Genomic DNA, 23,191 nt, shown 5'->3' with positions numbered 1-23,191 from the left:
TCATTCTCCTTTCGGTTTGATAAACCTTGTAGTCAATTTTGTAATGATCTCCGGAGTTAGTCGTTCTGGTGCCAATCCGGCAAGCTGCTGCAGATTAAAATTCTTGATGATCTTATAAAAGCCGGCTTCTTGCCAATCAGGGAAAATCGAAAATAAAACAGCTTTATTCTCCTCTTCCTGAATCAATACTTTGATCGGCCAAGTGCTCAAGTCTTCTCCCAAAATCATCGGCTCTTTTTCCTGCCAATTGAGCTCCATCCATTCGACAACTTCTTTCAACCAATTACCAAACCGCGGATCCACTATTTCACTGCTATTTCCAAAATATTTCGTAGCTAAAGAAAGCCCATGACGTCCTTTTTGGAAAATATGAGTTTCAAACGGGACTTCATTTTCTTCCAATGCGCGTAGATACAGCAACGAATTTTCAATAGGAACAACATTGTCTTCAAACGTTGAGAATAAAAACGTCGGCGGCGTATCTTTGGTGACACAGCTTTCTAAAGAGGGGGCTTTGATCTGCATGACTTTGCTGAAAGAAGCAAGAATCGCAGGATAACCAAGAATACAAAGACTGGGTTTGATCTTGCCTAAGTTGGAGAGGGCTGCCGCTAAATGTCCTCCGGCTGAAAAACCGATAACTGCGATCTTGTCTTTGTCGATCAGCCATTCATTTTGGTGCTGATGTATTTCAAAAAGGGCGCGATCAGCATCTGCCAGTGATTTTTCAAAACTGCGATTTTCGCCTACATGATAGCGGAGAACGCCGGCTTGATAGCCCTGTGCCAAGAAATTCAAAGCGATCGGTTCAGCTTCTCGTTCGCTGCAAAAAGAATAGCCGCCGCCAGGAATCACTAAAACAAACGGGCGGGAAGACACGCGGGAATATTCCGGTGACGCTTCATGCAGATAAACAGTCAATCCTGCATTTTCTTCCTTATCAAATATCAAAGAGTGCGTGATCATTTGTCTTTCTCCTACTCTAAACCATTTTGTTGAATAACCTTTTGATACCAATAGAAACTATCTTTTTTGTAACGTTTTAAATCTAAAAGATCTTCTTCGTTGCGGTTGACATAAATGAAGCCGTAGCGTTTTGTGATCCCTTCATGTGTACTGATCAAATCGATCGCACTCCACGGACAGTAGCCTAAAACTTCCACACCATCTTCGATCGCTAAAGCCATCTGTTCAATGTGCTGTTTCAAATAATCGATCCGATATTCATCATGTATTTTACCGTCCTCTAGATTATCTTTCCCGCCGATCCCATTTTCCGTGATCAAAACCGGCAAGCGATATCGGGAATAAATCTCGTTTAATGTAAAGCGGAAGCCTTCTGGATCGATCGGCCAGCCGAATTCGGTCATGGGCAGATGTTTGTTTTCCACGACTTGGAAGAATCCTGGAATGCCGAAGCCGGATTGTTGATCGATCTTGACTTCTTTTTCATAGTAATTAGAAACAGTCATCGTGTTGTAATAATTGAATGCGATATAATCACAGGTTCCTGAGGATAAAATGTCTTGATCTTCATCAGTGATCTCTGGTACTGCACCGATTTTTTCTAATAAATGCCATGCATTGTGGTTGTATTTGCCATAGACAGCTGCATCGAGGAACAGCCAATTACGCAGAGCACTCATATAAAGGGCCGCCATCTGATCTTCTGGTTTGTCACTAGCTGGATAGACGCTGGCGATATTCGGCGCCGGACCGATCTTTCCAGGATAATTGCCTTCATGGTAACGTTTCGTGACCAATGCTTGTGCGACCAACATGTGGTGATTTTCTTGGAATTTTTCTTTCATACTTTTTTGACTCGTTCCAATAACTGAACCGGCCAGTGCCATCACATTTTGTTCATTGATGGTCTGCCATAACGGAACATCTTGACCAAAATGATCGAAAAGCACTTGGCAATAATCAGCAAATGCTTGGATCGTTTCCCGATTTTCCCAGCCGCCTTTTTCAGCGATAGATACCGGCAGATCAAAATGAAATACGGTAACTATCGGTTGGATCTCATTTTCTAACAGCAATGCGATCAATTTCTGATAAAAGGCGATCCCTTCCGGATTCACTTGTCCATTTGGCACCACGCGGCTCCATGAGATCGAAAAACGGTAAGCCTTCATCCCTAATTCCTTGAACAATTTTACATCTTCTTCATAGCGGTGGTAATGATCAACGGCATCTTTGAAATCAGTCGTTCCTTCAGGTATCTCTTTTACATCTTGTACGGAAGGTTCTTTCCCGTCAGCGTTCCAACCGCCCTCTACCTGATAGGCACTCGTTGATGCGCCCCATAAAAAATCTTTTGGAAATTTACTCATCAAAAAAACTCCTTTGCTGCACCGATCAAATTCGCGTCGGCTTGAAAAGCCGCCAGATCGATTTCCATCGGCTGGATTGTCTGCGCAATGATCGGTGCTGTTTCAATTATTTTTTTATAACCTGTACGGATCATCTCCAACAGCAGCGGCTGTTGACTGATGCCGCCGCCGATCACGATTTTTTCCGTATCTAAAAGACATTGGATATCAAAACACAATACTGCTGCTTCATAACAATATTGTTGGAAAATCTGATACGCTGGATGATCCTTGTCAACTTTTTGTAATGCTTGGAAAACCAGCCGGCCATTATCCTCAACTTCTAAAATATCCGCCATTTTCTTGATAAAGCCAACAGAAGATAAACCGATTCCTACAAAAGAGTCTTTGTCTTGCAACACGCGGTCTCGGATCATAAAGCTGACCTCACCGGATTGATAACGACTTCCTTTAAAAAGCTGTCCATTGATACAAAGACCTACACCAACACCGGTTCCTAAAATCACGGCGGCTCCGTTTGTGATTCCTTTCAAATGACCGTAAGTCAACTCACCGATCGTTGCCGCTTTGGCATCATTTTCTACTATGACTTCTAAAGACTTTTCTAAACCAAGACCAGCTACAAATGACGGCAGGTTTACTTCATTCAAGTAAGGTACTGCTCCGCCATAGAAAACAGTACCTGATTCATTGACTGAACCAGGTACTGAAAAAGCAACATGTTGAAATGCTTCCTTCTTTTCGTAGGAAACCAGCGTGTCTTTTAGCCAGTCGGAAAAATCTTCAAGGGTCTTAGGAGTTGAGAATACCGCTTTTTCAGAAACGATCGCATTTGAAACAAATCCTGTTTTTACTTTCGTCCCGCCAATATCGATTCCTAAAACGTTCATGACAGTTCTCCTTATGCTTGGATCTCAGCTTGGACAACTTGGCTGTCTGTCGCTTGTTTTTTTGCTTTTTCTGCTTCAAGCTCTAATTCGTATTCTTTTTTATCAGCGATTTTAATGAAAGGATACCACATAACGATACCGATCAACATTGAGATCACCATAATGATCGTATAGTTCAGACCGCCGGAAAACGGCATCTTCACAAATGTCGGTGTCGTCCATGGCAACAGACTCATCGTTGGATTGAGGTGCACCGGTAAAATCGTTGTTGTAAGCCCCCAAGTAACAAAACCAGCAATCAATTGTGTAAATACTTGCGGGATAAAGAAAATCGGATTCAAGATGATCGGCATACCAAACATGATCGGTTCGGTAATATTAAAGATCGATGGAATAAATGATAGTTTTCCTAGTTGTTTCATTTTCGCTGATTTGCTGCGAATCATAAAGAAGGTAACAAATCCCATGAAACCAGAGGCATACATCCCCATATAGATAACAGAAGGAACTAGATATGGTAATGCTTGTCCTTGTTGGAACGCTGCGATATTAGAAACTACCATCGTCATACTGATCGCTCCTAAAGGTCCTTGCAAAACAGCGTTATGGATTCCGAAGAACCAAAGAACCGCCAACAATTCCATAATAATAATGATAGATAATGGACTAGCGACCAATGAATTTAACGGCGCATTGATGACATCGATAAAGAATTGGAACACTGAACCAGATGCGGTCAAACCAAATAATACACGCAGAATGAATACTAGAACAAAAATGATCGTCACTACAAATGCAGGTGCCAATGACTGAGTGACCATTGGTGGTACGCTGTCAGGTAATTTGACCATGATATTTTTCTTGGTTAAAAATGCATAGAAACGAGTCACCAACAGTGCTGTGATCATTCCGATAAACAATCCTTGACCGCCAAGATAATCAAGGCGCAGTCCGCTGATTACTTGATCGACGTTTTTACCGTTTTCCACAACGATAGTCGAAATCGTTTGAGGCATCAACATGATAAAGCTGGCAAGGGAGATCAGTGCTGCATTTCGTTCATTTGTCCCAAGCTGTTTCGCATAAGAATACGCTAAGCTGTACACCACATAGATGGAAAATACACCAGTTGCTCCATTGGTGATCGCCTCAACATGAGGATAAATACCGATTTTTGTTAAGTAATCTGTCCAGCCTGGTACTGGGAAGTTCCCAACGATCGTAATCAACGCGATTCCCAATGTAATCGGAGATGTTCGAATGAACCCTTCCATCAATGCAGCCAACACTTTATTTTGTTGCAATTTTTGTGAGATAGGTAATAATTTACTACTCAAAAAGTTTTCCAATTTCTCCATTTTTTTCTCACTCCTTATGATTTATAGCGTAATAGAAATAATTTCCTTTTTACCTAAAACATCTAATTCAAATTGATACTCACCTGATGAATCAATGGTGTTGCCATAGTTATCGTAAACTTGCAATTCTTTTATCATCAGTTGTACGCGACACTCTTTTTCTTCATGTTCTCCTAGTGATACGATCTGGCTGGCTACTAATGAACGGACTGGTCGCACGATGGATGCAGGTCTTTGTTTTAAATAGATATGGACGACCGTCTCGCCAGCAATCTCCGTGAGATTTTTTACTTTAAAATCAAAGGTGATCGCTTCTTTTTCAGCTTTAGCTGTTTGCCAAGTCCCTTCAAAATCTGCATAGCTTAATCCAGAACCAAATGTAAACAGCGGCTCATTGCTTTCATCCCGGTATTTTGAAATGAATCGATCTGAATGATCCGAGGTCAATGGACGGCCAGTCGAAAGCTGTGCATGGTAGATTGGGATCTGTCCTTCACTGCGAGGAAAAGTCATGGCTAAGCGGGCTGAAGGGTTGGCTTTTCCTGTTAGAAGATTGGCAATTCCTTTCCCTCCCATAGTCCCTGGGTACCACGCCAACAACAAACTGTCGAAATGATCTTCAATATCAGTCAAAATAAGTGGTCGTCCTGTATATAAGACACCAACGATCGGTTTGCCACAGGTTTTCAACTCGTCAAGCAATCGAATTTGTTTCTCAGGCAAGCCAAGATGCGCTTTGGAAGCTCCTTCTCCGCTTTCTAAAAACTGTTCGCCAAATGTAAAGACGATGACGTCTGCTTCTTCTGCCGCTTCTTTGGCTTCAGTCAACAGCTTTTCTTCTGCTTCGATCGGTCCATTCAACAACTCGATCCCAGCTTTTAAAGGACCAAATGCATCATAGCTGTCGAACATGTTATAGCCTCTGGCAAAGCAAAGTTTTTCTTCTGGCAATTCAGCCAGCAATCCCTCTTTCAACGGAACAGCATCTTTAGGGTTTCCACTGACAGAAGCCCAAAAACCAATAGTTAAATGGCTGTTTCCGTATGGTCCAACCACAGCGATCTTCTGGTCTTTTTTCAAAGGTAATGCTCCTTGATTTTTTAACAAGACGCAACTTTTCTCAACCAAAGCAGTCGCGATTTCCTTGGATTTTTCTGTTAAGATCTCGCCGGTATTTGCTTGATCCAACCCTCTAAAGGGATTTTCAAACAGTCCTAATTGATTTTTTAGTTCCAAGATACGCCAGACTGCTTCATCTAATAGTTCCATAAAGTGCTGCTCTTTCACCAACTCAGGCAGCTCTTTGGCGTAGATTGCAGTCATCATGTCAAAGTCGACACCTGCTTCAAGTCCTTTCACGGCAGCATCGCGAGTATCCTTGGCATAACCATGAGGGATCAGTTCTTTGATTGCCGCATGATCAGACACCAAAACGCCGTCAAAACCATAACGTTTTCGCAAAATATCACGATTCAGCCATTTGCTTCCGCTTGCCGGTTCGCCATTTAAAACATTGAATGCAGTCATCACTAAACGCGTATTTGCTTCGATCGCCGCTTGATAAGGTTGCAGGTATTCGTTGAACAATCTCTGATTAGACATGTCTACGGTATTGTATTCACGTCCTCCCTCTGGTGCCCCATATGCCGCAAAGTGTTTGATACAGGCTGCCACATGATCCTCATCGATCGTTTCGCTGATTTCTCCTTGATAGCCGTCAATAACACTTTTAGCAAATCGTTTCGCCGTATAGACATCTTCTCCTGGAGACTCCATTACCCGCCCCCATCGAGGATCCCGAACCAAATCTATCATTGGTGAGAAAAGGACATGCAGCCCATTCAAATAACTTTCTTTTGCTGTTACTTCTGCCGCTTCCTTAATCAAGTCAAAATCAAAAGAGCCGGCTTGAGCTAACGGCATTGGGAATATGGTGCGAAAACCATAGATGACATCCGACATAAAGAGCATAGGGATCTTCAAACGACTGGATTCTAACGCTTTTTCTTGTAATTCTTTTAATTTTTGAAAGTCGTTCACATTATAGATGGAACCCACTTCGTAAATATTTAAATCTTCCGGTAATCCTAAGTTTTCCATCGGCCCAGTATTCATAACATCATACTCAGCTACCAGACTGCCGTTAAGCTGAACTGTCTGGGCAATCTTTTCGTCAACTGTCAATTGCTGAAACAAGTTTTTTAATCTCTTCTTATCCATCTGCTTTCCTTTCTGTAACCGTTTTACACTTTGGATTATAAGTGGTAATGACAGTTATTTATATCAGGAAAAAAGGGTTTATATCAGAATATGATTGTATTTTAAACAGATTTTATTATAATTATAATGAAATCTGACTATTTTTTAGAGAATGAAAAGAAGAAGGGTCCGCTTATGTTAACGACTATCACCACCACGATGGATCTGCTCTATCGTAAATACTTGATTCCCATGATTCTTTTAAATAGTGAAGGAGAGATCCAAAACCCTAACACCAGCTGGCAAACGAAGGAATCTCTTCGAAAACAACTTCATAAAATAGACAGCAGCAAGATCAACTTATACCACATGGGGACCTATATGTTTGGATTGCTGCCTTTTGTCCATCACGAAGAACAATATTTTATGATCGTCGGGCCTTGCGGAGTGATCGGCACTGCCGAGGAATCCTGTTTCTTTCTTGGGCATGAATACCATTATCAGGTACATTATTCTAAAGAGGATAAATATTCTTTTGAGGAATTTATTACGTTGCTGCATGTTATCTTGACACATGAAGTTTTAGACAAAGACAAGATCCATTGGTCCTATCAAAATCAAGATACTTCTCAAAAAGTGAAAACTGAATTCAATTTGGAACAGAATCTGTATGATCGTCGGGCAAATGAAGCGAGCTTCGATTCCTATCAATTTGAATTACGCTATATCGAATACATCAAACGCAATGAACCTGAAAAAGTGGCATGGGTTTTCAAAAAAATGACTGAGACCTACCAAGTCGACCTCTCGCCATTCCAATTAGAAGGCTTGAAATTGAAATTTTCCGCTTTTGTCGCAGTGGTGACCAGAATGACCATTGATGAAGGGGTGCCGATCAACCAGGCATTCGGATTGTCTGATTCTTTGATCCAAGGATTGGTAAACATCCATTCAGTGGATGAATGCTTACGTTATATCAAGGAAGCTACTTATCGTTTTATGGATCTTTTGAAAAGTTATCCTTTAGCGGAAAAATCATTATTGGTGAAAACCATCGTCAATTATATTGATGATCATCTATATGAAAAAGTCACGATGGAGCAGTTAACCAGTATCACAAACAAACATCGCACCCACATCGCCAATCAGTTTAAAAAGGAAATGAACCAAACGATCCATACGTATATTCAAGAACGAAAAATCGAAGAAGCCAAGCATCTGCTGTTGTTCACTGACAACAGTTTTGAAGAGATCGCAAGCCTGCTCGCTTTTTCAAGCCAAAGTCACTTTATTCAAGTTTTTAAAAAAGTCACCGGTATTACCCCAAAAACCTATAAAACAACTCATTATGCGTATGCTTTAGCATAAAACACTATGAAGTACACACTGATCGACTCTATTGATCCTAAAGAAAGGGTGGAAGCAACTGACTCCACCCTGTTTTTTTATCTAATATTCCAGTAATAAAAAAACACCAAAGTCAGACGACAAATCTGACTTTGATGTTTGTAATACTGTTTGTTTTATTGTTTTTCTGCTTCTTGGATGTCTCTGATTCCTTCTTCCAGGATCTTCATTTGCAGGATCGTTTCTTCATCTTTGACGATTTTTTCCTTGCCGTTGATCAATGTTTCATAGATTCCTTCATAAACACGGCTGTAATCACCAACTTCAGAAACGACTTTTTCTTCATGGTAGCCGCCTTGTTCATCTACATACGTCAAGACGCCATAGTGTTCCGGCAAATCAATGCCAAAATCATCATGATTCGGCATATAAAACAGCTTCAAGTGTTCTTCTTGGCGATCTTTCGTCTGTTTCACGAACATCCCTTTTTTTCCATAGACAACAAAACTTGGCCGTTCCTTGATCCGAAAATAGCTGGACTTGACGGAGATTTTCATATTGCCGTAGAAAAAGTCCAAATCAAAGTAATCGTTCATTCTACCTTTTCCTAATAACTGCCGCACGTCATAACGGATATCATCCGGTTCGCCAAAATAAGAAATCACCTGATCCACCGTATGACAAGCATGGCCATATAAATAACTGTTTACAGTAGAAAATTCATGAGTATTTTCTGGAACTTCCGGTCGGAAATAGTCATAATGCATCTCCACTTCCAAGATATCCCCCAGCTTCCCGCTTTCGATGATTTTTTGGACCGTTAGGAAATCTGAATCATATCGGCGATTCTGATAGCATTGGATAAATAGTCCTTTTTCTTTTGCCAAGGCAAACAGTTCTTTGGCTTGTTTTGAACTTTCTGCAAAAGGTTTTTCCACCAATACATTCTTGCCGTGTTCCAAAGCCATTTTTCCATATTCATAATGAAATTGACTAGGTGTCGTGATAACGACCAATTGGATCTCAGGATCTTCCCACAGGTCATTCAATTGATTCGTATACTCGATATCATCAAATGTTTCCCATTCCGATGGTTTCGAGCGAGAAAAGATTTTTTTGATTTTGATTTTATCCGGTAATTTTCTAGCAAAAGGCAAATGATAACGGTTCGTACTCTTTCCGTTCCCCAGATAAGCGATTGTCAGCATGCATGCTCCTCCTTTTCGTTTCTAGTTCCAGTATATAGGATAAAAAACTGATGGAAACAATAACCAATGATTCTGGTAGGAAAGTTCAAAAAAACAGTCTCTACGCGCAAAGATAATGAAAATAATGTTCAAACATCAAAAAGGAATCTAGCCTATTTTCTTTTTTATCAGTATGATAGTAACTGGAGGTCAAATCATGCTTATTGAAGAAAAACTAGCGCAACAAGACGCATTCACCACAACTGAAAAACGGATCGCCGATTATATCCGTGTACATATCGAAACCGCGGTATATATGACTATCGAAGAATTAGCCAAAGAAACCTACACGTCTCATTCTGCGATCATCCGTTTGTGTAAAAAGCTGGGGTTCAGCGGCTTTAAAGAATTCCGCTTTGAATTAGGGCGCGAGGTCCATCAATTGATCGCTCAATTCAACCAAACCATCGATCCGAATTTCCCGTTTTCAAGTGAGGACAGTGTCCAGCAGATCGCCAAACAAATGGCTGATCTGTCGATCCAATCGATCAAAAAAGCGCAACTGCAGATCGAGCAGCAAAACTTAGCAGAAATTGCCGAAGTATTGAATAGTGCCCAACGGATCTTTCTTTTTGCCAAAGGCGATTCGCAGATCACTGCCCGAAAATTTCAAAACAAATTAGTAAAGTTGAACAAGTTTTTGGTATTAGCGGAAGAATACAGCGATTCTTCGTGGAATGCCGCCAACTTGACTGCAGATGACTGCGCCATCTTTATCAGTTACAGCGGAAGAATCCATCATTATGAGCGGATCATGATGTATCTGGCACATGTGGGAACACCGACTTTACTGCTCACAGGCAATCCAAATTCTGAAATGGCCAAACATGCCAGCATGTCTCTTGTCGTTACCCAACAAGAATATGATTTTGCGAAAGTCGCGACTTTCTCTTCCCAGATTGCTTTCGATTATGTACTGAATACATTGTTTTCCGTCATGTATGCACAGCACTTTGACGAAAACATCCGCAACTTGAAGAACAAACAAGAACTGATCCAAAAAGGCATTTTAAAAGAATATCACGGTTCTTAGATAATAGACGGCAATCTATTTTATTATCGTTTGGAATCTATCCCGATCGTTCTGATCCTGCTGAATAATAGTCTAAAAAACGATACCCTGTTTCTCCCAAAAACTTTCTTGGAGAATACAGCGTATCGTTTTTCATTTTTTCACACCGTCTGAGAGCCAATTCGCTTTATAACGAAAATCTGTTAATAGTTCCTCTTTGCTCCATTCATTGGTAATAAAATCAGCCAGTGAATTCATTACCAGACTCATGGAAAAATACAAGAAACTCACAGCCTCTTCCGGTGATTGTATTTTAAAGTGATTGGTTTTCAATAAATCAAGCCATTGACGCACCATTTTCGAATCAGCTGATAAGGGTCTGCGTTTTGTTGTTTGTTGATCATTACGCTTCGTCAGCAAATACAGCCTCTGCCAATAAGGATCGCTATGATCCAAATCACAACACCAAGCCAAATATTTTTCGATACCTAAAAAGAAATCATGCTTGTTCTGATCAACGAATGTCAAAATATCTTGGTGGATGAGTTGAGAACTGCTGTGGATCGTATACAAGTACGCGTCCTCAAGATCCTGAAAATACTTATAAAAAGCGCCCCGCGACATACCCATTTTTTCAACGATCTCGGCGACTTTTACTTGGCTGATATGTTGTTTGCAAAATGTCTCCAATAATAGTTCGTTGATTCGCTGTTTCTTTTCATTCGGTAAATTCAAAAAGGTTTCCTTTGGCATCTGCATCCCTCCTCTACCGATTATACGTGCAATGAACTTTCTTGTCATGAAATATTTTGGCACTTTACGAAGGAATCAGCTCTTTCTTGTCGGCTTCCACTAAATAACCGTCTTCCATACGATAAACGCGATCGCTCCATTGGATCATTCGAGCATCATGGGTGACCATGACAGTCGCTTTTTGCTTTTCATGGGCTTCTTTTACTAAAAGTTTTACGACTTCATAGGCGTGATCCGTATCCAAACTGGCCGTCGGTTCGTCCGCTAAAATCAAACTTGGGTCATTGTATAATGCACGGGCGATCGCCACACGCTGTCTTTCACCGCCGGATAGATCTTTAGGATAGCTGTTTTTTAAGGATTCGATATCCAAAGAACGCAATAATCTATCGATTTTTTCAGATTTTTCTTTTTTCTGTGTGACACGATCGACTAATTCAAATTGTTCACTTACTTTTAAAAATGGGATCAGATTGGAACTTTGAAGAATAAAGCCGATTTCTTCAAACCGCAAATCTGCCCGTTTCTTTTCTGAAAGTCCATTAAAGGAACGGCCATTGATCATGATCTCACCGGAAGTCGGCGTCTGCAGTCCACCTGAAATTGTCAGAAAAGTGCTTTTTCCAGAACCAGAAGGACCAATGATGCTGATAAACTCACCCTCTTTGACGCTAAAATCGATGCCTTTCAATGCAGTCACCTCTGTCCGACCGGAGCCAAACGTTTTAACGATTTTATTCATTGTCAATATTTTTTTCATTTTCCATTAACCTCCTATTGCCGTGATTGGATCGACTTTAGCGATCGTTCGAATAGAAAAGACTCCGCCGATCATTGCTACAAGTATCAAGATCCCGCTATACAATAACCATTGCGACCAAAATACGGCAAACGGCATTGCGGCTGGTAAAACCAAGCTGATCAAATAAGCAAACACAACAGCGAGCACCACTCCTGCAAGTCCTATGATAAATGACTGTGCTACCAATGATTTTGTAATAAAACTGTTGCGGACACCTTGTGCTTTCATCACACCAAAGATCGCTGTCTTTTGTAATGTGATCACGTACATAAATATCCCGACGACTGCCGCCACCACTAAGAACAAGAAATAAATCATAGCGTTAAGTGTCATGTTCTGAGCAGAATAGCCTGGGATACTTTCGATAAACTCATCGATCGTCAATTTTTGCAGTTCTTTAGACGGAGTATCTTTAGTAAATTTGGCTTCATGTTTCGTAACGATAGCATTGATCGGCTGTTCGTCTTTGGATGAAAACGGCTGTTTGCCATACTTCAAAGCGGTCCACGTATCCAGATCAGTATAAATGACCGGTGAAACGGTGTAATATGTTTCAGGGAAGATCCCGACGATCTTCAAAGAATCGTTATAGCTTCCCACCTTGATTTTATCGCCTATTTTATACCCGGAATCGGCTAAATTTTGTGAAATAATGATTTCATTTTTTTCTTTGAAGAGATGTCCTTTTGTCAGCTTAGGCAGTAAAAAGGCATCGTCATACGTGCCGAACACAGTGACATTTTCTTTATTTTTCCCTTTCACAGCACCGCTGTATAAACCGATCGGCGCTTTTTCGCTTCCTTCAATATGATCTATATCTCCTCTGATTAATTGTGAAGCGGCAAATACCTGATTGGCATCTTCCGACAAAACGATCTCTTCGCCGTCCCAATCATCGATCGCTTTTTTGAATTCTTCTGCAAGTCCGTTGGCTAGACCCGATAACATGAACACGACATACGCAACTAAAAACATAATGCCGATAATCAAGCCGTAACGCAATTTTGAATAACGGATTTCCTTCATTGCTAAAAACATCTATTTTTTCCTCCTTGATTTTGATTGCTAACGAGTGACAATTTGTCACCGAAAAACAGTATAGCGCACGAGTGACATTTTGTCACTTTTGAAGTTTTAGCGATACATGATTTTTAATAGGATAAAATGATGATCACAGGTTCCCTATTCAAAAATGTAAGTCTCTCTAAGAAACTTAGGCGACAATAAAATTCTTTTGTTATACTAAAGAAAAAAGGACGTGCGCCATGCAAAATAGATCTAATAAACCAGAACTGACCTTTGATATTCTGCAAAAATATTTATCATTAAAGTACGAAGGAAAAGTTGAAACAACCAGCCTTTTCATGAAATTAGTAGAAGAGATCGGTGAAGTCGCCGAAGCCCTCAATCAATTAGACGGCCGGAAAATGAATACCGGAGATACCTCGTTGGAAAAAGAATTGGCGGATGTGGTCCATTACACGCTGGCTATCGCAAGCATCAATCAAATCGATTTAGCAAAAGTGATCATAGATAAAGACAAAATTGCATCCATCAAATATAGACAAGACCCTAATTTAGAAAGTTTTTTGAACACTCAAAGATAACAGTATTCCACAAAAACACACCTTCCATTAAAAGTCAGTGGAAGGTGTGTTTGCGTACTATCCTTTTCAGTCAGATGGAAATCTTATTGATTACTTTTTTATAGAACATCTATTTGAAAGTTCACTTTTTCTCACGCTGAGGCGCATATCCATATAAAGAATCTTTGAACAAGCAGATGATTATGACGCTTTTATCCACTATGGTACCCTGAAATCAGTCAAAAAGGAGGAAAAATAATGAAATATTTGGATATTACGATGCTGATTTTATTAATTATCGGTGGAATCAATTGGTTGTTGGTGGGACTTTTTGAGTATGATTTAGTTGCTTCTATCGCTGGCGGATCAACAGAGATCCTAGCGAAAATCATTTACGTAGTAGTAGGTATTGCTGCTATTTACTGCTTGAAGTTCATTCCAATGCTATCAAGACAGCCTGAAAACGATCGAGTTTAATAGATGAAAAAGAGCGAAGTTCTGGTTCTCATTTAAATAGAATCAGTCTTCGCCTTTTTTCTGATCCAATATATCTCTGTAGGATAACCAGATATAGCAATTTTTAGCCGCATTTACTAATGCCATCTAAAAATAAAAAATACAGTCGCTATTACTCACGACTTGTCCGTGAGCTTTTAGCGGCTGTATTTCATTTGATGATCTATTGTAACAAAAAGTCTAGTGATTTCTCTGCTTTTAGAGTTCCTGTTTTTCTCTTCAGCAGATAAATCTATCAGCTGAAGAAGCAATCTACTAACGCTTTTCCATATACTTCGGAATATTTAACGACTACTTTCCCAAAACGTTCCTGTATTTCATCGTGATCGATCATATCATACCGATCAACACTTAGTACTAAACAGTTTTCCATTTTTTTTATGACTTCTCCTACAACACGACGTTGTAATCCAACTGGTTGGCATTCATAAGCATGTCCTAGCATAATACTTTCTTTATTCATAATTAACCCCTTTATAATCATTTTTTAATTTTTAATCTGAAATTAATATATCATTAATCTTTAACAAAGAAAAGAAAAAAGCATCAAAAAAATATATTTTTTTATTTAAAACAGAATAAAAAATAGGCTATCCTATGCGTTTCAATGAATACTTAGCGTTTTTCCGAATTTTCTACGGAAGTTTCATTACTACCTAAAAATTAGACTATATTGTTTAAATATAAGTATAGAAAACTATTTTTATCTCATACAAAAACTAATAAAGCGTTTTCTTATAGATTTTTATTGCAAAATACTCATTTTTAAATTCTAATTTTAATAAAAAAGCTTTCAGACCATTTTTCAATAGTCCGAAAGCTTTTTTACATCGTTGTCTTTTCCAGCAATAGGTCGACATATTTCTCTAAGAATTCGCGGTCAACCTCATCATAAGTATCTACTGTCCCACTATCGATATCCAGCACACCGATCAGCTGTCCATCTTTTATCATAGGAACTACGATTTCTGACATAGCCGCAGAATCGCAGGAAATATAATTTTTATGTGTTTTAACATTGCCGACGATCATTGTCTCGCGCTTTTCTGCACTTTCGCCGCAAACTCCTTTACCCATTTTGATACGCGTACAGGATACTTTTCCTTGAAATGGTCCTAAGACCAGCTCCTCGCCGTTAAAAAGATAATATCCGGCAAATACTGTATCTTTCAATGATCCATTCAATAATGCTGATGAATTGGATAATGTCGCGATCCAATCCTGCTCTGCTTCTAGTAATCCTTCTTGCTGCATCAATAACAGTTCATAATCTGCTTGTTTGTCTTGACTCATGTTCTTCACCTCTTGCTAGGAATTATAGCTTAAAATAGTGAAAGAAACTAGCGGTTTTTACTGTATCTCAGCTTCAAAACGGTAACCATGGGGATTTTTTTGTGTGCATTCTTACTGGCGGTAGATTCTACTCTTCTCTAGCCGCCACAAAGAAGTCTCTTACTCTGTCCATCGTAGCGCCTTTTACTAGATGTCCCTCGTCTTCTTGGATCAGTGTGATCCGTTCATTGGGATTTTTCTCGACGTAAGACGTCACTTGCTTGATAGGAATTTTTATATCAGAAATTCCGTGCCAAAATAAAAGCGGACGCTGAGCCAATGATTCTGGATGCAAAGATAGATCGTAAACTTCGATCCAAGAAAGTAATTTTTCATAATCCGGCGGCAGATAAAAACCCGCCGCTTCCGCATGAGTGGTGATACGCTGCCGATAAGCCACCGGCGCAGGCGAACCCATCACACAAGCTGCGGCTTTGATCTGCGGATGCTGTGTCAATAATGCGCAAGTCGTCATCCCGCCCATCGAAACTCCGCCTACATAGATCTCACCTGTAGAAAGACCAAGATTTTCGAAATAATCCACCAAATAGCCGAATTCAAACAGATTTGTCTGGATACTGTTCCAAAAAGTCAGCGAAGGAATCTCCGAAACCCGAGTCTTTCTTTCTCCGTGATTCGCCGCATCCGGCAAAATCACACGAAAACCGGCTCTTGCTAATTTTCTTCCTTGCGTCAGCACAAGCTCTTTAGTAGTCTGCCACCCATGATAATAAATCAATAACGGCAACGGGTCGTATATCGCGTTCTCATCGACTACCTCCAGTACAGGAATATTTCCTACGTGCCGTTTGCGGATCGCTAATTTCACAAAAATCCCTCCCTATTTATCGTATATTATCTAATAGATTTGGGTTTTGATAAAGGAAAGAGCTCTGTTGATAGTTTCGAATGTTGGACAATTAGACGGAATAATAGTTTTAAAACAAAAAGAAAAAAGCCCTTGGAAACAAGGGCTTTTCCGTACATTCGATAACGAATGATTAACGACGGATTTCTTTGATACTTGTGAAAAGTCGTTAAAGTATTGATATAAAAAGATTTTTGTTGCCTCTGACTACATATTGACTACTTTGTTAAAAAATCGTTTTTCAAAAATCCTGTAATACCAGTGCTTTCTCCGCTTTTTTAACTCTCTAAAGAACTAAAAGCAATCAGAGGTTTTACCTTTTCATTTGACGTTAAGTGTCGATAAATTTTCGAAGTTGTTTGGTCAGTATGGCCTAAGCGACCTTTCAAGACTTCCCAGCTACAGTGTTCCGCTACTAAGCTTGCCATTGTATGACGAGCTAAATGAGTATGAAATGGCTTATTAATTCCTGAGCGATTCACACAGCGTTTGACGTGATCATTTACATACTCTCGACGATAAGGAACACCACGTTTACTAGAATCAAGATACACAAACAAATATGTTTCTTCTATAGTAAACCTGTAATGTTTCCTCATCTCATCCAAAGCCTTAATCAACTGTTGTAGTTTTTCCATGACTAGAGGAGTTACTAGAACTCGTCTAGCAGAGCTAACTGTCTTAGTAGTTTCAATCCGAAACTCCTTACTCTTACCTTTAACTGCCGTTTGCTTATAGAATAGAATTTCATTTCTTTTGAAATCTATATCTCCAGGCTGTAAAGCAAGCGCCTCGCTGACACGGCAACCAGTATAAAATAGAACATGGAACAGGACAGACATCGGTAATTCCTCATGAACAATGCCATAATTCAAAAAAGTTCTCAATTCATCGACAGTAAGAAACTTGTCCTCAATATTATTCACGGCTTCTTTTAAATCACTTACCGTTAACTGATATTTTGGCATTCTCACAGACTTCATTGGGTTTTCACTTATTAAATTCTTTCTTTGACAATATTTGAAAACCATATTCAGAACTTGAATAAGTGATTGTAAACTGTTTTTGGCATAGCCCACATTTGTTCCATTAACGCCACATTCCTTTAGAGTAAAAAGCAGTTCTTGAAGGCACTCTGGTGACAAATCAGACAATTTTTTATCACCAATCCATCGATCAATAATTTTTAATTGTTCTTCTCGCTTATCATAGGTTGTTTCCTTTTGCTCATTTAACGAACAGTAATATTGAAACCATTGCTCACCTACAACACTAAATTTGTCATTGCTTGCAACAATTTTTTTCTTAAGCCTTTGTTGTTTCTCCATTTCAAGATAAGCGAGTTGTGCCTCACGTTTTGAATTAAAGCCACGTCTTGTTGTTCGATACGCTTGAAAGTACCATGTGATCCTACCAGTAGAACTGATTCGCTTCTTGAATCGATCTGTTTTTTCCATTTATTGATTCCTCCCTTGAGAGAAGAACCCCTTAAGCAGAAAAATATAAAATCTCTTATTCTCTATATACGAATTGTACCGCAAGTATAGAAGAAATGAAATATTATAAGGAACGCAATATACGAAGCTGTTCACGATAATCATTTGAATCACTCTTTCTCATCCATTCTAAAACATCATCACGAAAATAGTGTCCTCGAATCCCGTACCAACATGGAGGAAACTCACCAAGTTTTACTAAACGGTTCAGTGTACTATCACTTATCTGAAATAGTCGCTTTAAATCAGTATTTGTTAATACTAGAGGTAAATGACTAACTGCAAGCAATTTTTCCGTGTAATCTTCCAATTTTTTTTGTAAAATTGAATAGAACTCTATTTCCAGAGAATTAACATTTGTTTTAACTTCCAACTCCATCACCCTTCTCTATCAAATTAGAAACGACCACCTCAGTACCCCTTGAAATTGTAAAAAACCACTCCAGTACCCCATCAAAACGGACTAGAAAAACAGAATTTGCATGAAAAATATGCCAACAAAAATCGAAATATGAAAATAGTAATTTTTCTGATCTATCAGCTGCTTTGCCAAAGCACATAGGAATTTCACCTCCCCCCAGTTATGGCGGGCCAATTTGGTTACGGAAGTATCATTATCGTAGTTATGATTTTCATATTTAAATTTGTCGCTCAAAGAATAACTTTGTCATGGCGTAACTAGAAAATCGCAATCTACACGTACTGATAGATTTACTATTCACTTGTCAAAGAGCGTTAGGCTATTTTCAGCTTATGGAAATCCTTTATTTTAAACTGATAGAAAACTTCCATAGAATGAAAAGGAAAGGGAACAAATACTTTAACGAGTTGTGTCAAATTCAAGTATCTTCTCAATCAATTTCGTTTCCAGTTGTCTACGCATATATTCATCTACGTACATAACCATTCCTTTTTCTTCTTCATAGACTGGTTTCATGGCTAATCGTGATATATAATTTTGATATTTTGACAGAACGATGGACATGGCAATTGAATCACCAGAGACGGCGGCTTCAATAGTAGCTACTGGTATAAACGGTATATATCGTTTATTTTGCTTCATAGTTGCCACCCAAATACTTTCCTAACTCTTCCAAGGCCACTTGTCGTTGGTACCAAACACTGCCGAGACTTTTCCCAATAATATCGCCAATTTCCCTATCATTGAGACCGATGAAGAAGGACATCAAAATGATTTCTTGTCTTAGACTAGATAATGCTGCGATTGCATTTGCCAACTCCTCATTAGAAATAAAGATCTTTATACCTAGGACAATAAAACTACCACTACTATTCAAATTTGGTTCCGAATAATTGAACTTTGTCCCTAACCCTTTTTGTTCTAATATTTCCATTGAGATCTGGCGTTGGCGAAATCTAGCGTATTTTTTTTGAATATTTATTGCTTCGTTGCGGACTACTTTCTTACAAAAACTGTCAAACACATGTCGAATGTGGGTTTCTTCTGAGTCGCCCATAAAATTCTCCTCCTAAAAATTCATTCAACTCGTTTTACTTCTATCCCTTTCCATTATTACTACAATCTGGGAGCGAGTATTTTTCGAAAAAACTAAAATTTTTTCCAAAAAAAAGCGCACAGACAAATTTGTCTATACGCCTCACAAAAACGCTCATGATAAATCATTAATTTAAATGGCAACAATAAGTAGATTGAGAAGATTATCTAGCTAATTTTCCTGTAATATGTGTTCAAGAATTGCCGCTGCTTTTCCTTCAAATACACATTTTTGGTAACTGCCCGTTAGGTGATTTTGATTTAATAGAATGGTAACAATTGAATCACCCTCGCGGATTCCCTCGTCTTCTTTCTTGAAAGCTGTGATCTGTCTTTCCGAAAGCCCCAAGTCTTCAAGCTTCGTCCCGGACCACTTACCATCATCACTTTTCCCATAGTTATCTTCTAACATTGCCAAAGTCTTCACGGCTTCCTCCTCCGTCGGGAGATAATGTAGCGTCACTCCAACCAAGCCAAAGCCCGGTTCAAAGATAAAATCCGGAGATGCCATGCCGACTTCTGTATCCACAGCAGTAGCAAAAGACAACACCGTCTGTTTGTCATTATTTTGCTTACGCTGGGCATCCACCTCATACAAATCCAATTTTTCCAGGACCTCATCTTCCCCCATACTCCAATGAACCTCTTCAAAAGGTGGCGTCCAGTCATAGGTCACCTCCTTTGGCTCCGCCTTGGTGGAACAGCCACCTAAAAAACATAATGCCAACAGACCTAATAAAACCTTTTTCATGTTCACCCCTCCATTTAAAATAGTGTCAAAATAAATTGAAAAATTACACAATAAACGATTATCAATAAGCAATTAATCAGAATAATTTTTTTATTATGAAAGAGGTATCCCTTTTTATGTGTGATTTTCCACCTAGAATCTCCCCACGAAAGTTTCGCGGGGAAATCAATACCGTAAAAATAAATTTTCCCCAGTTTCATTGAAAAAACATTGGCAGCTCGTTCATTCACAAGTTTGATTTTTGACAGAGTAAATTTCCCGGCTTTGCCTTTTAACTGATTAACAGCGAAACCATTTTGAATTTGGAATGTAGGAAATGGTTCACTCAAAGCCGGTGACCCGAGTAATGCATCACGTCTCCTCTTATTCGACAGTGAAAGGAACCAACTGTATCCACCATTAATTATCAATAGTAATAAGATAAATACTTTTTGACCAGCTGGTAATAAGACCGGCAAAAATAAAGCAACTAAAGCAATCCAATAGATGGTTAAACAAAAGCAAATGCACCAAAACTTAATCAGCAAAACCGATACATCAGAAGTAGTGACTTCTGTGAGGTAGCGAAAGTTATAAGATAGATCTTTATCGTTTCTTTGTATTTTTAAGGTGTTTACACGATTTTGCTTTTCTTTTAGACTATCCATCAAATCATGCCATTGTGCTTCTTTCATTAATTTTTCTTTTTTGACAGGAAAATGCAATTGAAGTTCACTAAAATATATAAAGACATAATCCATGTCAAGGGCAACTTAGAAATGTAGGTTTTCGGCAATAGGAATTGTCGGCAATCGCCAGTTTAGATTTTATTTCTCATACGATAAGACTTGCCGGTAATCTTGAACACTTTGACATGATGAACCAGTCGGTCAAGGATCGCTGCCGCGATTTCTGGGCTTTGAAACAATTCACCCCATCGAGATAAGACGATATTTGTCGTAATAATCGTAGAGCGGTGTTCATAACGCATGGCCAGAAGCTGGAAGAACAAATCGGCGTCTTGTTTTTGTATCGGTAGATAGCCAATCTCATCAATAATCAACACATCATATCGTGCATATCGGTTTAGTACTCGCTCAAGCGTGCCTTTCTCATAGGCAGCTCGTAAGCGTAAAAGAAGCTCATGACAAGGGATGAATAAAGTCCGGTACCCTTGATGGCAGGCTTCAATTCCTAAGGCAATCGTTAGATGCGTTTTCCCAACTCCTGGGCTCCCAATAAAGACCAGGTTCTCATGCTTTTCTACGAAACCCATGTGCTTTAAATCCAGCAGTTCACGTTTATTAATACTTGGCTGGAAGGTAAAATCAAATTCCTCTAGACTGGTCCGTTTAGGAAAGCGCGCTCGCTCTATCACGCGATTCATTTTCTGGTTATGTTGATGATTGACTTCCTTTCGCGTTAATTCCAGAAGAGCTTCCGTCAAGGAAAGCTCCTCTCGATTGGCAACCTCGATATAATTGGGAACATACTCCCGCATGTGATTCAAACCGAGCGTTTCTAGGTTGGTCATCAGTTCTTGATAATGGCTATTCTTCATCAGCAATCTCCACCAAATCATATTGTTTTAGACTTTCGCGAGTATAAGCTCTGATGTCATCGTCCTCTTTATGGCTCATGACATCTGACTTTAGGATTTGGAAATAGTCCTCCTCATGATAGTTCAATTGTTTTTTCGTTAAGGGATGCGACCGGATCAGTTCTCCGTTATAATGAATTTGTACTTGGTCTTCCTTGTCGGAGAGCTCGATTTCAACCTCTTTACCGATATAGCGAGGATCTACAGAGTACCTGCATTTACGGAAAACAACCATGGCTTCCTTCGTGACTTTACGGCTAATAAAGTCCTCAAAATAAGGATTCAAAAGGTTTTTCGGTAATTCATGTAGGTGCTCTTTTTCGTTTGTCCACCAACGCTCATCTGGCGTCTGGTCCGTTGCCTGGGAGACTTCACTATTTAACTCAGAACATAGGTCATTCACTAGATGACATAGCTCTACGGTATCATAAAATTCATGGTTATAGACCTTCAGTCGATCAACAGTTCTGGCTAACGCTTCTACACATCCTTTTGTTTGTGGTCGAAAGGGACGACAGGCAATTGGCGTGAAGCTGGCGTCTTTACTGAAGGCATAAAAGCGTTCGTTGAAATGCGCTTTTGAAAACTGACTGCGAGAATGATCAACCACCGTCTTCATATTGTCGAACCAGATTTCTTTTGGCACACCACCGGTGTGATAGAAGGCATCATCCAGACATTCAAACAGGGTATCTTGCTTACGGTCAAAGGTTAAAGTAATGAATTTTTTCTTCGAGTAAGGAAGGACGTATAAGAAGATATTAAATTCAAAAACTTCTCCTTGATTACTGATTAAGCGCATATCTTCCTTCCAATCAACCTGGGCGGAAAGTCCCGGGTTATGCTCGACACGAATGGTGGCCTTTTGCACTTTTTCTTGTTTGAACTCGCGACAGTAAGCTTTTACTAGGCTGTAGCTCCCGTCAAATCCTTTGCGTTCGATAAATTTGAAGATACTGTAGGCACTACAATGCCCCTTGACTTTGTCTTGGATAATTTCTTTATATGGATCCAACTTGCTTGGACGTTTCTTGCGCGGGGTAGGTGTGGACGTTTCACCCTTAGCTTCTTCGTATGCATTTTTGACTGTTCGATAATCACAGTCATATTGTTTGGCTAATGCGGCATAGTTCGGTTTGATTTCGTTGATCACGTAGATCATCACTCCTTCGCGTATATCTTTTCTCATCCCTGAACCTCCGTTTCATTTGGGATAAGAAGAGCATACAAAAATGTAGGAAAACCAACAATTTTAAATTGCCATTTTCCTACATTTTATCGTTGCCGTTAACACCTAGACGGACTTTATTTTTCCCCCTTGCTCTCTAACACAGATCAGCTTCTTTTACTCGGCATTTATGATGATGCCATCCCCAAAATGGACGATGGCCCTCTCCCAAACGGAAGAAGGCCATCTAACTACTCAATATCTTTACTCTAAAGTTGGATCAGACTATTACTTAAAATCAAGTATTTCTCATTTAAACAGTGTGTTCCCATAACCTACTAACACACCCTTGCAGCCCTGAAGCTGCGCCAGTTGGATCAAATTTCTTAAAAATATCCTTGTATTTCTCGCGTAACAATATCTTTCGTGTAAGAC

25 protein-coding genes are annotated in these 23,191 nt (G+C 39.4%); 4 read left to right on the top strand and 21 right to left on the bottom strand.

Features of this window, described 5'->3' with window-relative positions:
* The 5 genes from EFB00_RS09960 to EFB00_RS09940 are packed head-to-tail and all read right to left on the bottom strand — an operon-like array spanning position 1 to position 6,804.
* Entirely contained in the window at positions 1-966 is a 966-nt protein-coding gene (locus tag EFB00_RS09960; RefSeq protein ID WP_122646661.1) for an alpha/beta hydrolase, read from the bottom strand.
* Between the two features lie 11 nt (positions 967-977).
* On the bottom strand, positions 978-2,336 hold the full coding sequence (locus EFB00_RS09955; protein WP_206423477.1) for a glycoside hydrolase family 1 protein: 1,359 nt from the start codon (positions 2,334-2,336) through the stop codon (positions 978-980).
* Positions 2,336-3,226: an ROK family protein gene (locus tag EFB00_RS09950; RefSeq protein ID WP_122646659.1), complete on the bottom strand. Its 891-nt coding sequence runs from the start codon at positions 3,224-3,226 to the stop codon at positions 2,336-2,338. The genes EFB00_RS09955 and EFB00_RS09950 overlap by 1 nt, the downstream gene beginning before the upstream one ends.
* An 11-nt stretch (positions 3,227-3,237) precedes the next feature.
* Positions 3,238-4,584 carry a PTS sugar transporter subunit IIC gene (locus EFB00_RS09945; protein ID WP_122646658.1) on the bottom strand — a complete coding sequence of 449 codons (1,347 nt, stop codon included), beginning with the start codon at positions 4,582-4,584 and terminating at the stop codon, positions 3,238-3,240.
* Between the two features lie 21 nt (positions 4,585-4,605).
* Positions 4,606-6,804, bottom strand: a complete 2,199-nt coding sequence (locus EFB00_RS09940; RefSeq protein WP_122646657.1) for a glycoside hydrolase family 3 N-terminal domain-containing protein — start codon at positions 6,802-6,804, stop codon at positions 4,606-4,608.
* Positions 6,805-6,978: 174 nt separating this feature from the next.
* On the opposite strand from EFB00_RS09940, the gene EFB00_RS09935 reads away from it, so the two are divergent.
* The gene (locus EFB00_RS09935) at positions 6,979-8,151 is read left to right on the top strand and encodes an AraC family transcriptional regulator (RefSeq protein WP_241153427.1); all 1,173 of its coding nucleotides are present in this window, start codon (positions 6,979-6,981) and stop codon (positions 8,149-8,151) included.
* Between the two features lie 155 nt (positions 8,152-8,306).
* Here the strand turns inward: EFB00_RS09935 and EFB00_RS09930 are convergent, their stop codons facing one another.
* Positions 8,307-9,338 carry a Gfo/Idh/MocA family oxidoreductase gene (locus EFB00_RS09930; protein ID WP_122646656.1) on the bottom strand — a complete coding sequence of 344 codons (1,032 nt, stop codon included), beginning with the start codon at positions 9,336-9,338 and terminating at the stop codon, positions 8,307-8,309.
* A 196-nt stretch (positions 9,339-9,534) separates the two neighbouring features.
* Between EFB00_RS09930 and EFB00_RS09925 the strand changes: the two genes are divergently transcribed.
* A complete protein-coding gene (locus tag EFB00_RS09925; protein WP_122646655.1) occupies positions 9,535-10,410 on the top strand; it encodes a MurR/RpiR family transcriptional regulator in 876 nt (291 codons plus the stop codon).
* 132 nt (positions 10,411-10,542) lie between these two features.
* Here the strand turns inward: EFB00_RS09925 and EFB00_RS09920 are convergent, their stop codons facing one another.
* The 3 genes from EFB00_RS09920 to EFB00_RS09910 are packed head-to-tail and all read right to left on the bottom strand — an operon-like array spanning position 10,543 to position 12,982.
* On the bottom strand, positions 10,543-11,190 hold the full coding sequence (locus EFB00_RS09920) for a TetR family transcriptional regulator (RefSeq protein ID WP_122646654.1): 648 nt from the start codon (positions 11,188-11,190) through the stop codon (positions 10,543-10,545).
* A gap of 16 nt (positions 11,191-11,206) precedes the next feature.
* Positions 11,207-11,902, bottom strand: coding sequence for an ABC transporter ATP-binding protein (locus tag EFB00_RS09915; RefSeq protein ID WP_122646653.1), 696 nt, complete (start codon positions 11,900-11,902; stop codon positions 11,207-11,209).
* A 6-nt stretch (positions 11,903-11,908) separates the two neighbouring features.
* Positions 11,909-12,982, bottom strand: a complete 1,074-nt coding sequence (locus EFB00_RS09910; RefSeq protein ID WP_122646652.1) for an ABC transporter permease — start codon at positions 12,980-12,982, stop codon at positions 11,909-11,911.
* 227 nt (positions 12,983-13,209) lie between these two features.
* Here EFB00_RS09910 and EFB00_RS09905 point away from each other — a divergent pair, with 227 nt between their 5' ends.
* Together EFB00_RS09905 and EFB00_RS09900 are read left to right on the top strand one after the other, a co-directional pair.
* On the top strand, positions 13,210-13,551 hold the full coding sequence (locus EFB00_RS09905; RefSeq protein ID WP_122646651.1) for a MazG nucleotide pyrophosphohydrolase domain-containing protein: 342 nt from the start codon (positions 13,210-13,212) through the stop codon (positions 13,549-13,551).
* Between the two features lie 237 nt (positions 13,552-13,788).
* Positions 13,789-14,007: a DUF378 domain-containing protein gene (locus EFB00_RS09900; RefSeq protein ID WP_122646650.1), complete on the top strand. Its 219-nt coding sequence runs from the start codon at positions 13,789-13,791 to the stop codon at positions 14,005-14,007.
* A gap of 274 nt (positions 14,008-14,281) precedes the next feature.
* Here the strand turns inward: EFB00_RS09900 and EFB00_RS09895 are convergent, their stop codons facing one another.
* The 12 genes from EFB00_RS09895 to istA form a co-directional block, all read right to left on the bottom strand.
* Complete coding sequence (locus tag EFB00_RS09895) at positions 14,282-14,509, bottom strand: Hcp family type VI secretion system effector (RefSeq protein ID WP_122646649.1); 228 nt, start codon at positions 14,507-14,509, stop codon at positions 14,282-14,284.
* A 362-nt stretch (positions 14,510-14,871) separates the two neighbouring features.
* The gene (locus EFB00_RS09890; RefSeq protein ID WP_122646648.1) at positions 14,872-15,339 is read right to left on the bottom strand and encodes a GAF domain-containing protein; all 468 of its coding nucleotides are present in this window, start codon (positions 15,337-15,339) and stop codon (positions 14,872-14,874) included.
* Between the two features lie 127 nt (positions 15,340-15,466).
* Positions 15,467-16,207 carry an alpha/beta fold hydrolase gene (locus EFB00_RS09885; RefSeq protein WP_122646647.1) on the bottom strand — a complete coding sequence of 247 codons (741 nt, stop codon included), beginning with the start codon at positions 16,205-16,207 and terminating at the stop codon, positions 15,467-15,469.
* A 317-nt stretch (positions 16,208-16,524) separates the two neighbouring features.
* Positions 16,525-17,703 carry a site-specific integrase gene (locus tag EFB00_RS09880; protein WP_122646646.1) on the bottom strand — a complete coding sequence of 393 codons (1,179 nt, stop codon included), beginning with the start codon at positions 17,701-17,703 and terminating at the stop codon, positions 16,525-16,527.
* A gap of 103 nt (positions 17,704-17,806) precedes the next feature.
* Positions 17,807-18,121: a helix-turn-helix domain-containing protein gene (locus tag EFB00_RS09875; RefSeq protein WP_122646645.1), complete on the bottom strand. Its 315-nt coding sequence runs from the start codon at positions 18,119-18,121 to the stop codon at positions 17,807-17,809.
* Positions 18,105-18,302 carry a hypothetical protein gene (locus EFB00_RS09870; protein WP_122646644.1) on the bottom strand — a complete coding sequence of 66 codons (198 nt, stop codon included), beginning with the start codon at positions 18,300-18,302 and terminating at the stop codon, positions 18,105-18,107. The genes EFB00_RS09875 and EFB00_RS09870 overlap by 17 nt, the downstream gene beginning before the upstream one ends.
* Before the next feature lie 260 nt (positions 18,303-18,562).
* Complete coding sequence (locus EFB00_RS09865; RefSeq protein WP_002335627.1) at positions 18,563-18,805, bottom strand: helix-turn-helix domain-containing protein; 243 nt, start codon at positions 18,803-18,805, stop codon at positions 18,563-18,565.
* Positions 18,792-19,220 carry an RNA polymerase sigma factor gene (locus EFB00_RS09860; RefSeq protein ID WP_122646643.1) on the bottom strand — a complete coding sequence of 143 codons (429 nt, stop codon included), beginning with the start codon at positions 19,218-19,220 and terminating at the stop codon, positions 18,792-18,794. The genes EFB00_RS09865 and EFB00_RS09860 overlap by 14 nt, the downstream gene beginning before the upstream one ends.
* Positions 19,221-19,430: 210 nt before the next feature.
* The gene (locus EFB00_RS09855; protein WP_122646642.1) at positions 19,431-20,009 is read right to left on the bottom strand and encodes a hypothetical protein; all 579 of its coding nucleotides are present in this window, start codon (positions 20,007-20,009) and stop codon (positions 19,431-19,433) included.
* A 14-nt stretch (positions 20,010-20,023) separates the two neighbouring features.
* Positions 20,024-20,749: a hypothetical protein gene (locus EFB00_RS09850; RefSeq protein ID WP_122646641.1), complete on the bottom strand. Its 726-nt coding sequence runs from the start codon at positions 20,747-20,749 to the stop codon at positions 20,024-20,026.
* 59 nt (positions 20,750-20,808) lie between these two features.
* Positions 20,809-21,549 (bottom strand): IS21-like element helper ATPase IstB, encoded by a 741-nt coding sequence (istB, locus tag EFB00_RS09845; RefSeq protein ID WP_122646640.1) that lies wholly within the window; start codon positions 21,547-21,549, stop codon positions 20,809-20,811.
* Positions 21,539-22,777 carry an IS21 family transposase gene (gene istA / locus EFB00_RS09840; RefSeq protein WP_122646639.1) on the bottom strand — a complete coding sequence of 413 codons (1,239 nt, stop codon included), beginning with the start codon at positions 22,775-22,777 and terminating at the stop codon, positions 21,539-21,541. The genes istB and istA overlap by 11 nt, the downstream gene beginning before the upstream one ends.
* Positions 22,778-23,191: the final 414 nt, after the last annotated feature.

It is taken from the genome of Enterococcus mediterraneensis (assembly GCF_900604485.1).
Classification (GTDB): Bacteria; Bacillota; Bacilli; order Lactobacillales; family Enterococcaceae; genus Enterococcus_C; species Enterococcus_C mediterraneensis.
Note: the sequence above shows the minus strand (reverse complement) of the source record. Positions and strands in the feature narration are given on the sequence as shown.

Excerpts from the sequence above, each read along its gene's own strand:
- EFB00_RS09925 (WP_122646655.1), top strand. The coding sequence starts at position 9,535 with ATGCTTATTGAAGAAAAACTAGCGCAACAAGACGCATTCACCACAACT.
- EFB00_RS09855 (WP_122646642.1), bottom strand. The coding sequence starts at position 20,009 with ATGAAAAAGGTTTTATTAGGTCTGTTGGCATTATGTTTTTTAGGTGGC.
- EFB00_RS09955 (WP_206423477.1), bottom strand. The coding sequence starts at position 2,336 with ATGAGTAAATTTCCAAAAGATTTTTTATGGGGCGCATCAACGAGTGCC.
- EFB00_RS09960 (WP_122646661.1), bottom strand. The coding sequence starts at position 966 with ATGATCACGCACTCTTTGATATTTGATAAGGAAGAAAATGCAGGATTG.
- EFB00_RS09945 (WP_122646658.1), bottom strand. The coding sequence starts at position 4,584 with ATGGAGAAATTGGAAAACTTTTTGAGTAGTAAATTATTACCTATCTCA.
- EFB00_RS09870 (WP_122646644.1), bottom strand. The coding sequence starts at position 18,302 with ATGTGCTTTGGCAAAGCAGCTGATAGATCAGAAAAATTACTATTTTCA.
- EFB00_RS09890 (WP_122646648.1), bottom strand. The coding sequence starts at position 15,339 with ATGAGTCAAGACAAACAAGCAGATTATGAACTGTTATTGATGCAGCAA.
- EFB00_RS09910 (WP_122646652.1), bottom strand. The coding sequence starts at position 12,982 with ATGTTTTTAGCAATGAAGGAAATCCGTTATTCAAAATTGCGTTACGGC.
- EFB00_RS09880 (WP_122646646.1), bottom strand. The coding sequence starts at position 17,703 with ATGGAAAAAACAGATCGATTCAAGAAGCGAATCAGTTCTACTGGTAGG.
- EFB00_RS09915 (WP_122646653.1), bottom strand. The coding sequence starts at position 11,902 with ATGAAAAAAATATTGACAATGAATAAAATCGTTAAAACGTTTGGCTCC.
- EFB00_RS09850 (WP_122646641.1), bottom strand. The coding sequence starts at position 20,749 with ATGGATTATGTCTTTATATATTTTAGTGAACTTCAATTGCATTTTCCT.
- EFB00_RS09875 (WP_122646645.1), bottom strand. The coding sequence starts at position 18,121 with ATGGAGTTGGAAGTTAAAACAAATGTTAATTCTCTGGAAATAGAGTTC.
- EFB00_RS09860 (WP_122646643.1), bottom strand. The coding sequence starts at position 19,220 with ATGGGCGACTCAGAAGAAACCCACATTCGACATGTGTTTGACAGTTTT.
- EFB00_RS09900 (WP_122646650.1), top strand. The coding sequence starts at position 13,789 with ATGAAATATTTGGATATTACGATGCTGATTTTATTAATTATCGGTGGA.
- EFB00_RS09920 (WP_122646654.1), bottom strand. The coding sequence starts at position 11,190 with ATGACAAGAAAGTTCATTGCACGTATAATCGGTAGAGGAGGGATGCAG.
- EFB00_RS09905 (WP_122646651.1), top strand. The coding sequence starts at position 13,210 with ATGCAAAATAGATCTAATAAACCAGAACTGACCTTTGATATTCTGCAA.
- EFB00_RS09940 (WP_122646657.1), bottom strand. The coding sequence starts at position 6,804 with ATGGATAAGAAGAGATTAAAAAACTTGTTTCAGCAATTGACAGTTGAC.
- istB (WP_122646640.1), bottom strand. The coding sequence starts at position 21,549 with ATGAAGAATAGCCATTATCAAGAACTGATGACCAACCTAGAAACGCTC.
- EFB00_RS09935 (WP_241153427.1), top strand. The coding sequence starts at position 6,979 with ATGTTAACGACTATCACCACCACGATGGATCTGCTCTATCGTAAATAC.
- istA (WP_122646639.1), bottom strand. The coding sequence starts at position 22,777 with ATGAGAAAAGATATACGCGAAGGAGTGATGATCTACGTGATCAACGAA.
- EFB00_RS09895 (WP_122646649.1), bottom strand. The coding sequence starts at position 14,509 with ATGAATAAAGAAAGTATTATGCTAGGACATGCTTATGAATGCCAACCA.
- EFB00_RS09930 (WP_122646656.1), bottom strand. The coding sequence starts at position 9,338 with ATGCTGACAATCGCTTATCTGGGGAACGGAAAGAGTACGAACCGTTAT.
- EFB00_RS09950 (WP_122646659.1), bottom strand. The coding sequence starts at position 3,226 with ATGAACGTTTTAGGAATCGATATTGGCGGGACGAAAGTAAAAACAGGA.
- EFB00_RS09865 (WP_002335627.1), bottom strand. The coding sequence starts at position 18,805 with ATGAAGCAAAATAAACGATATATACCGTTTATACCAGTAGCTACTATT.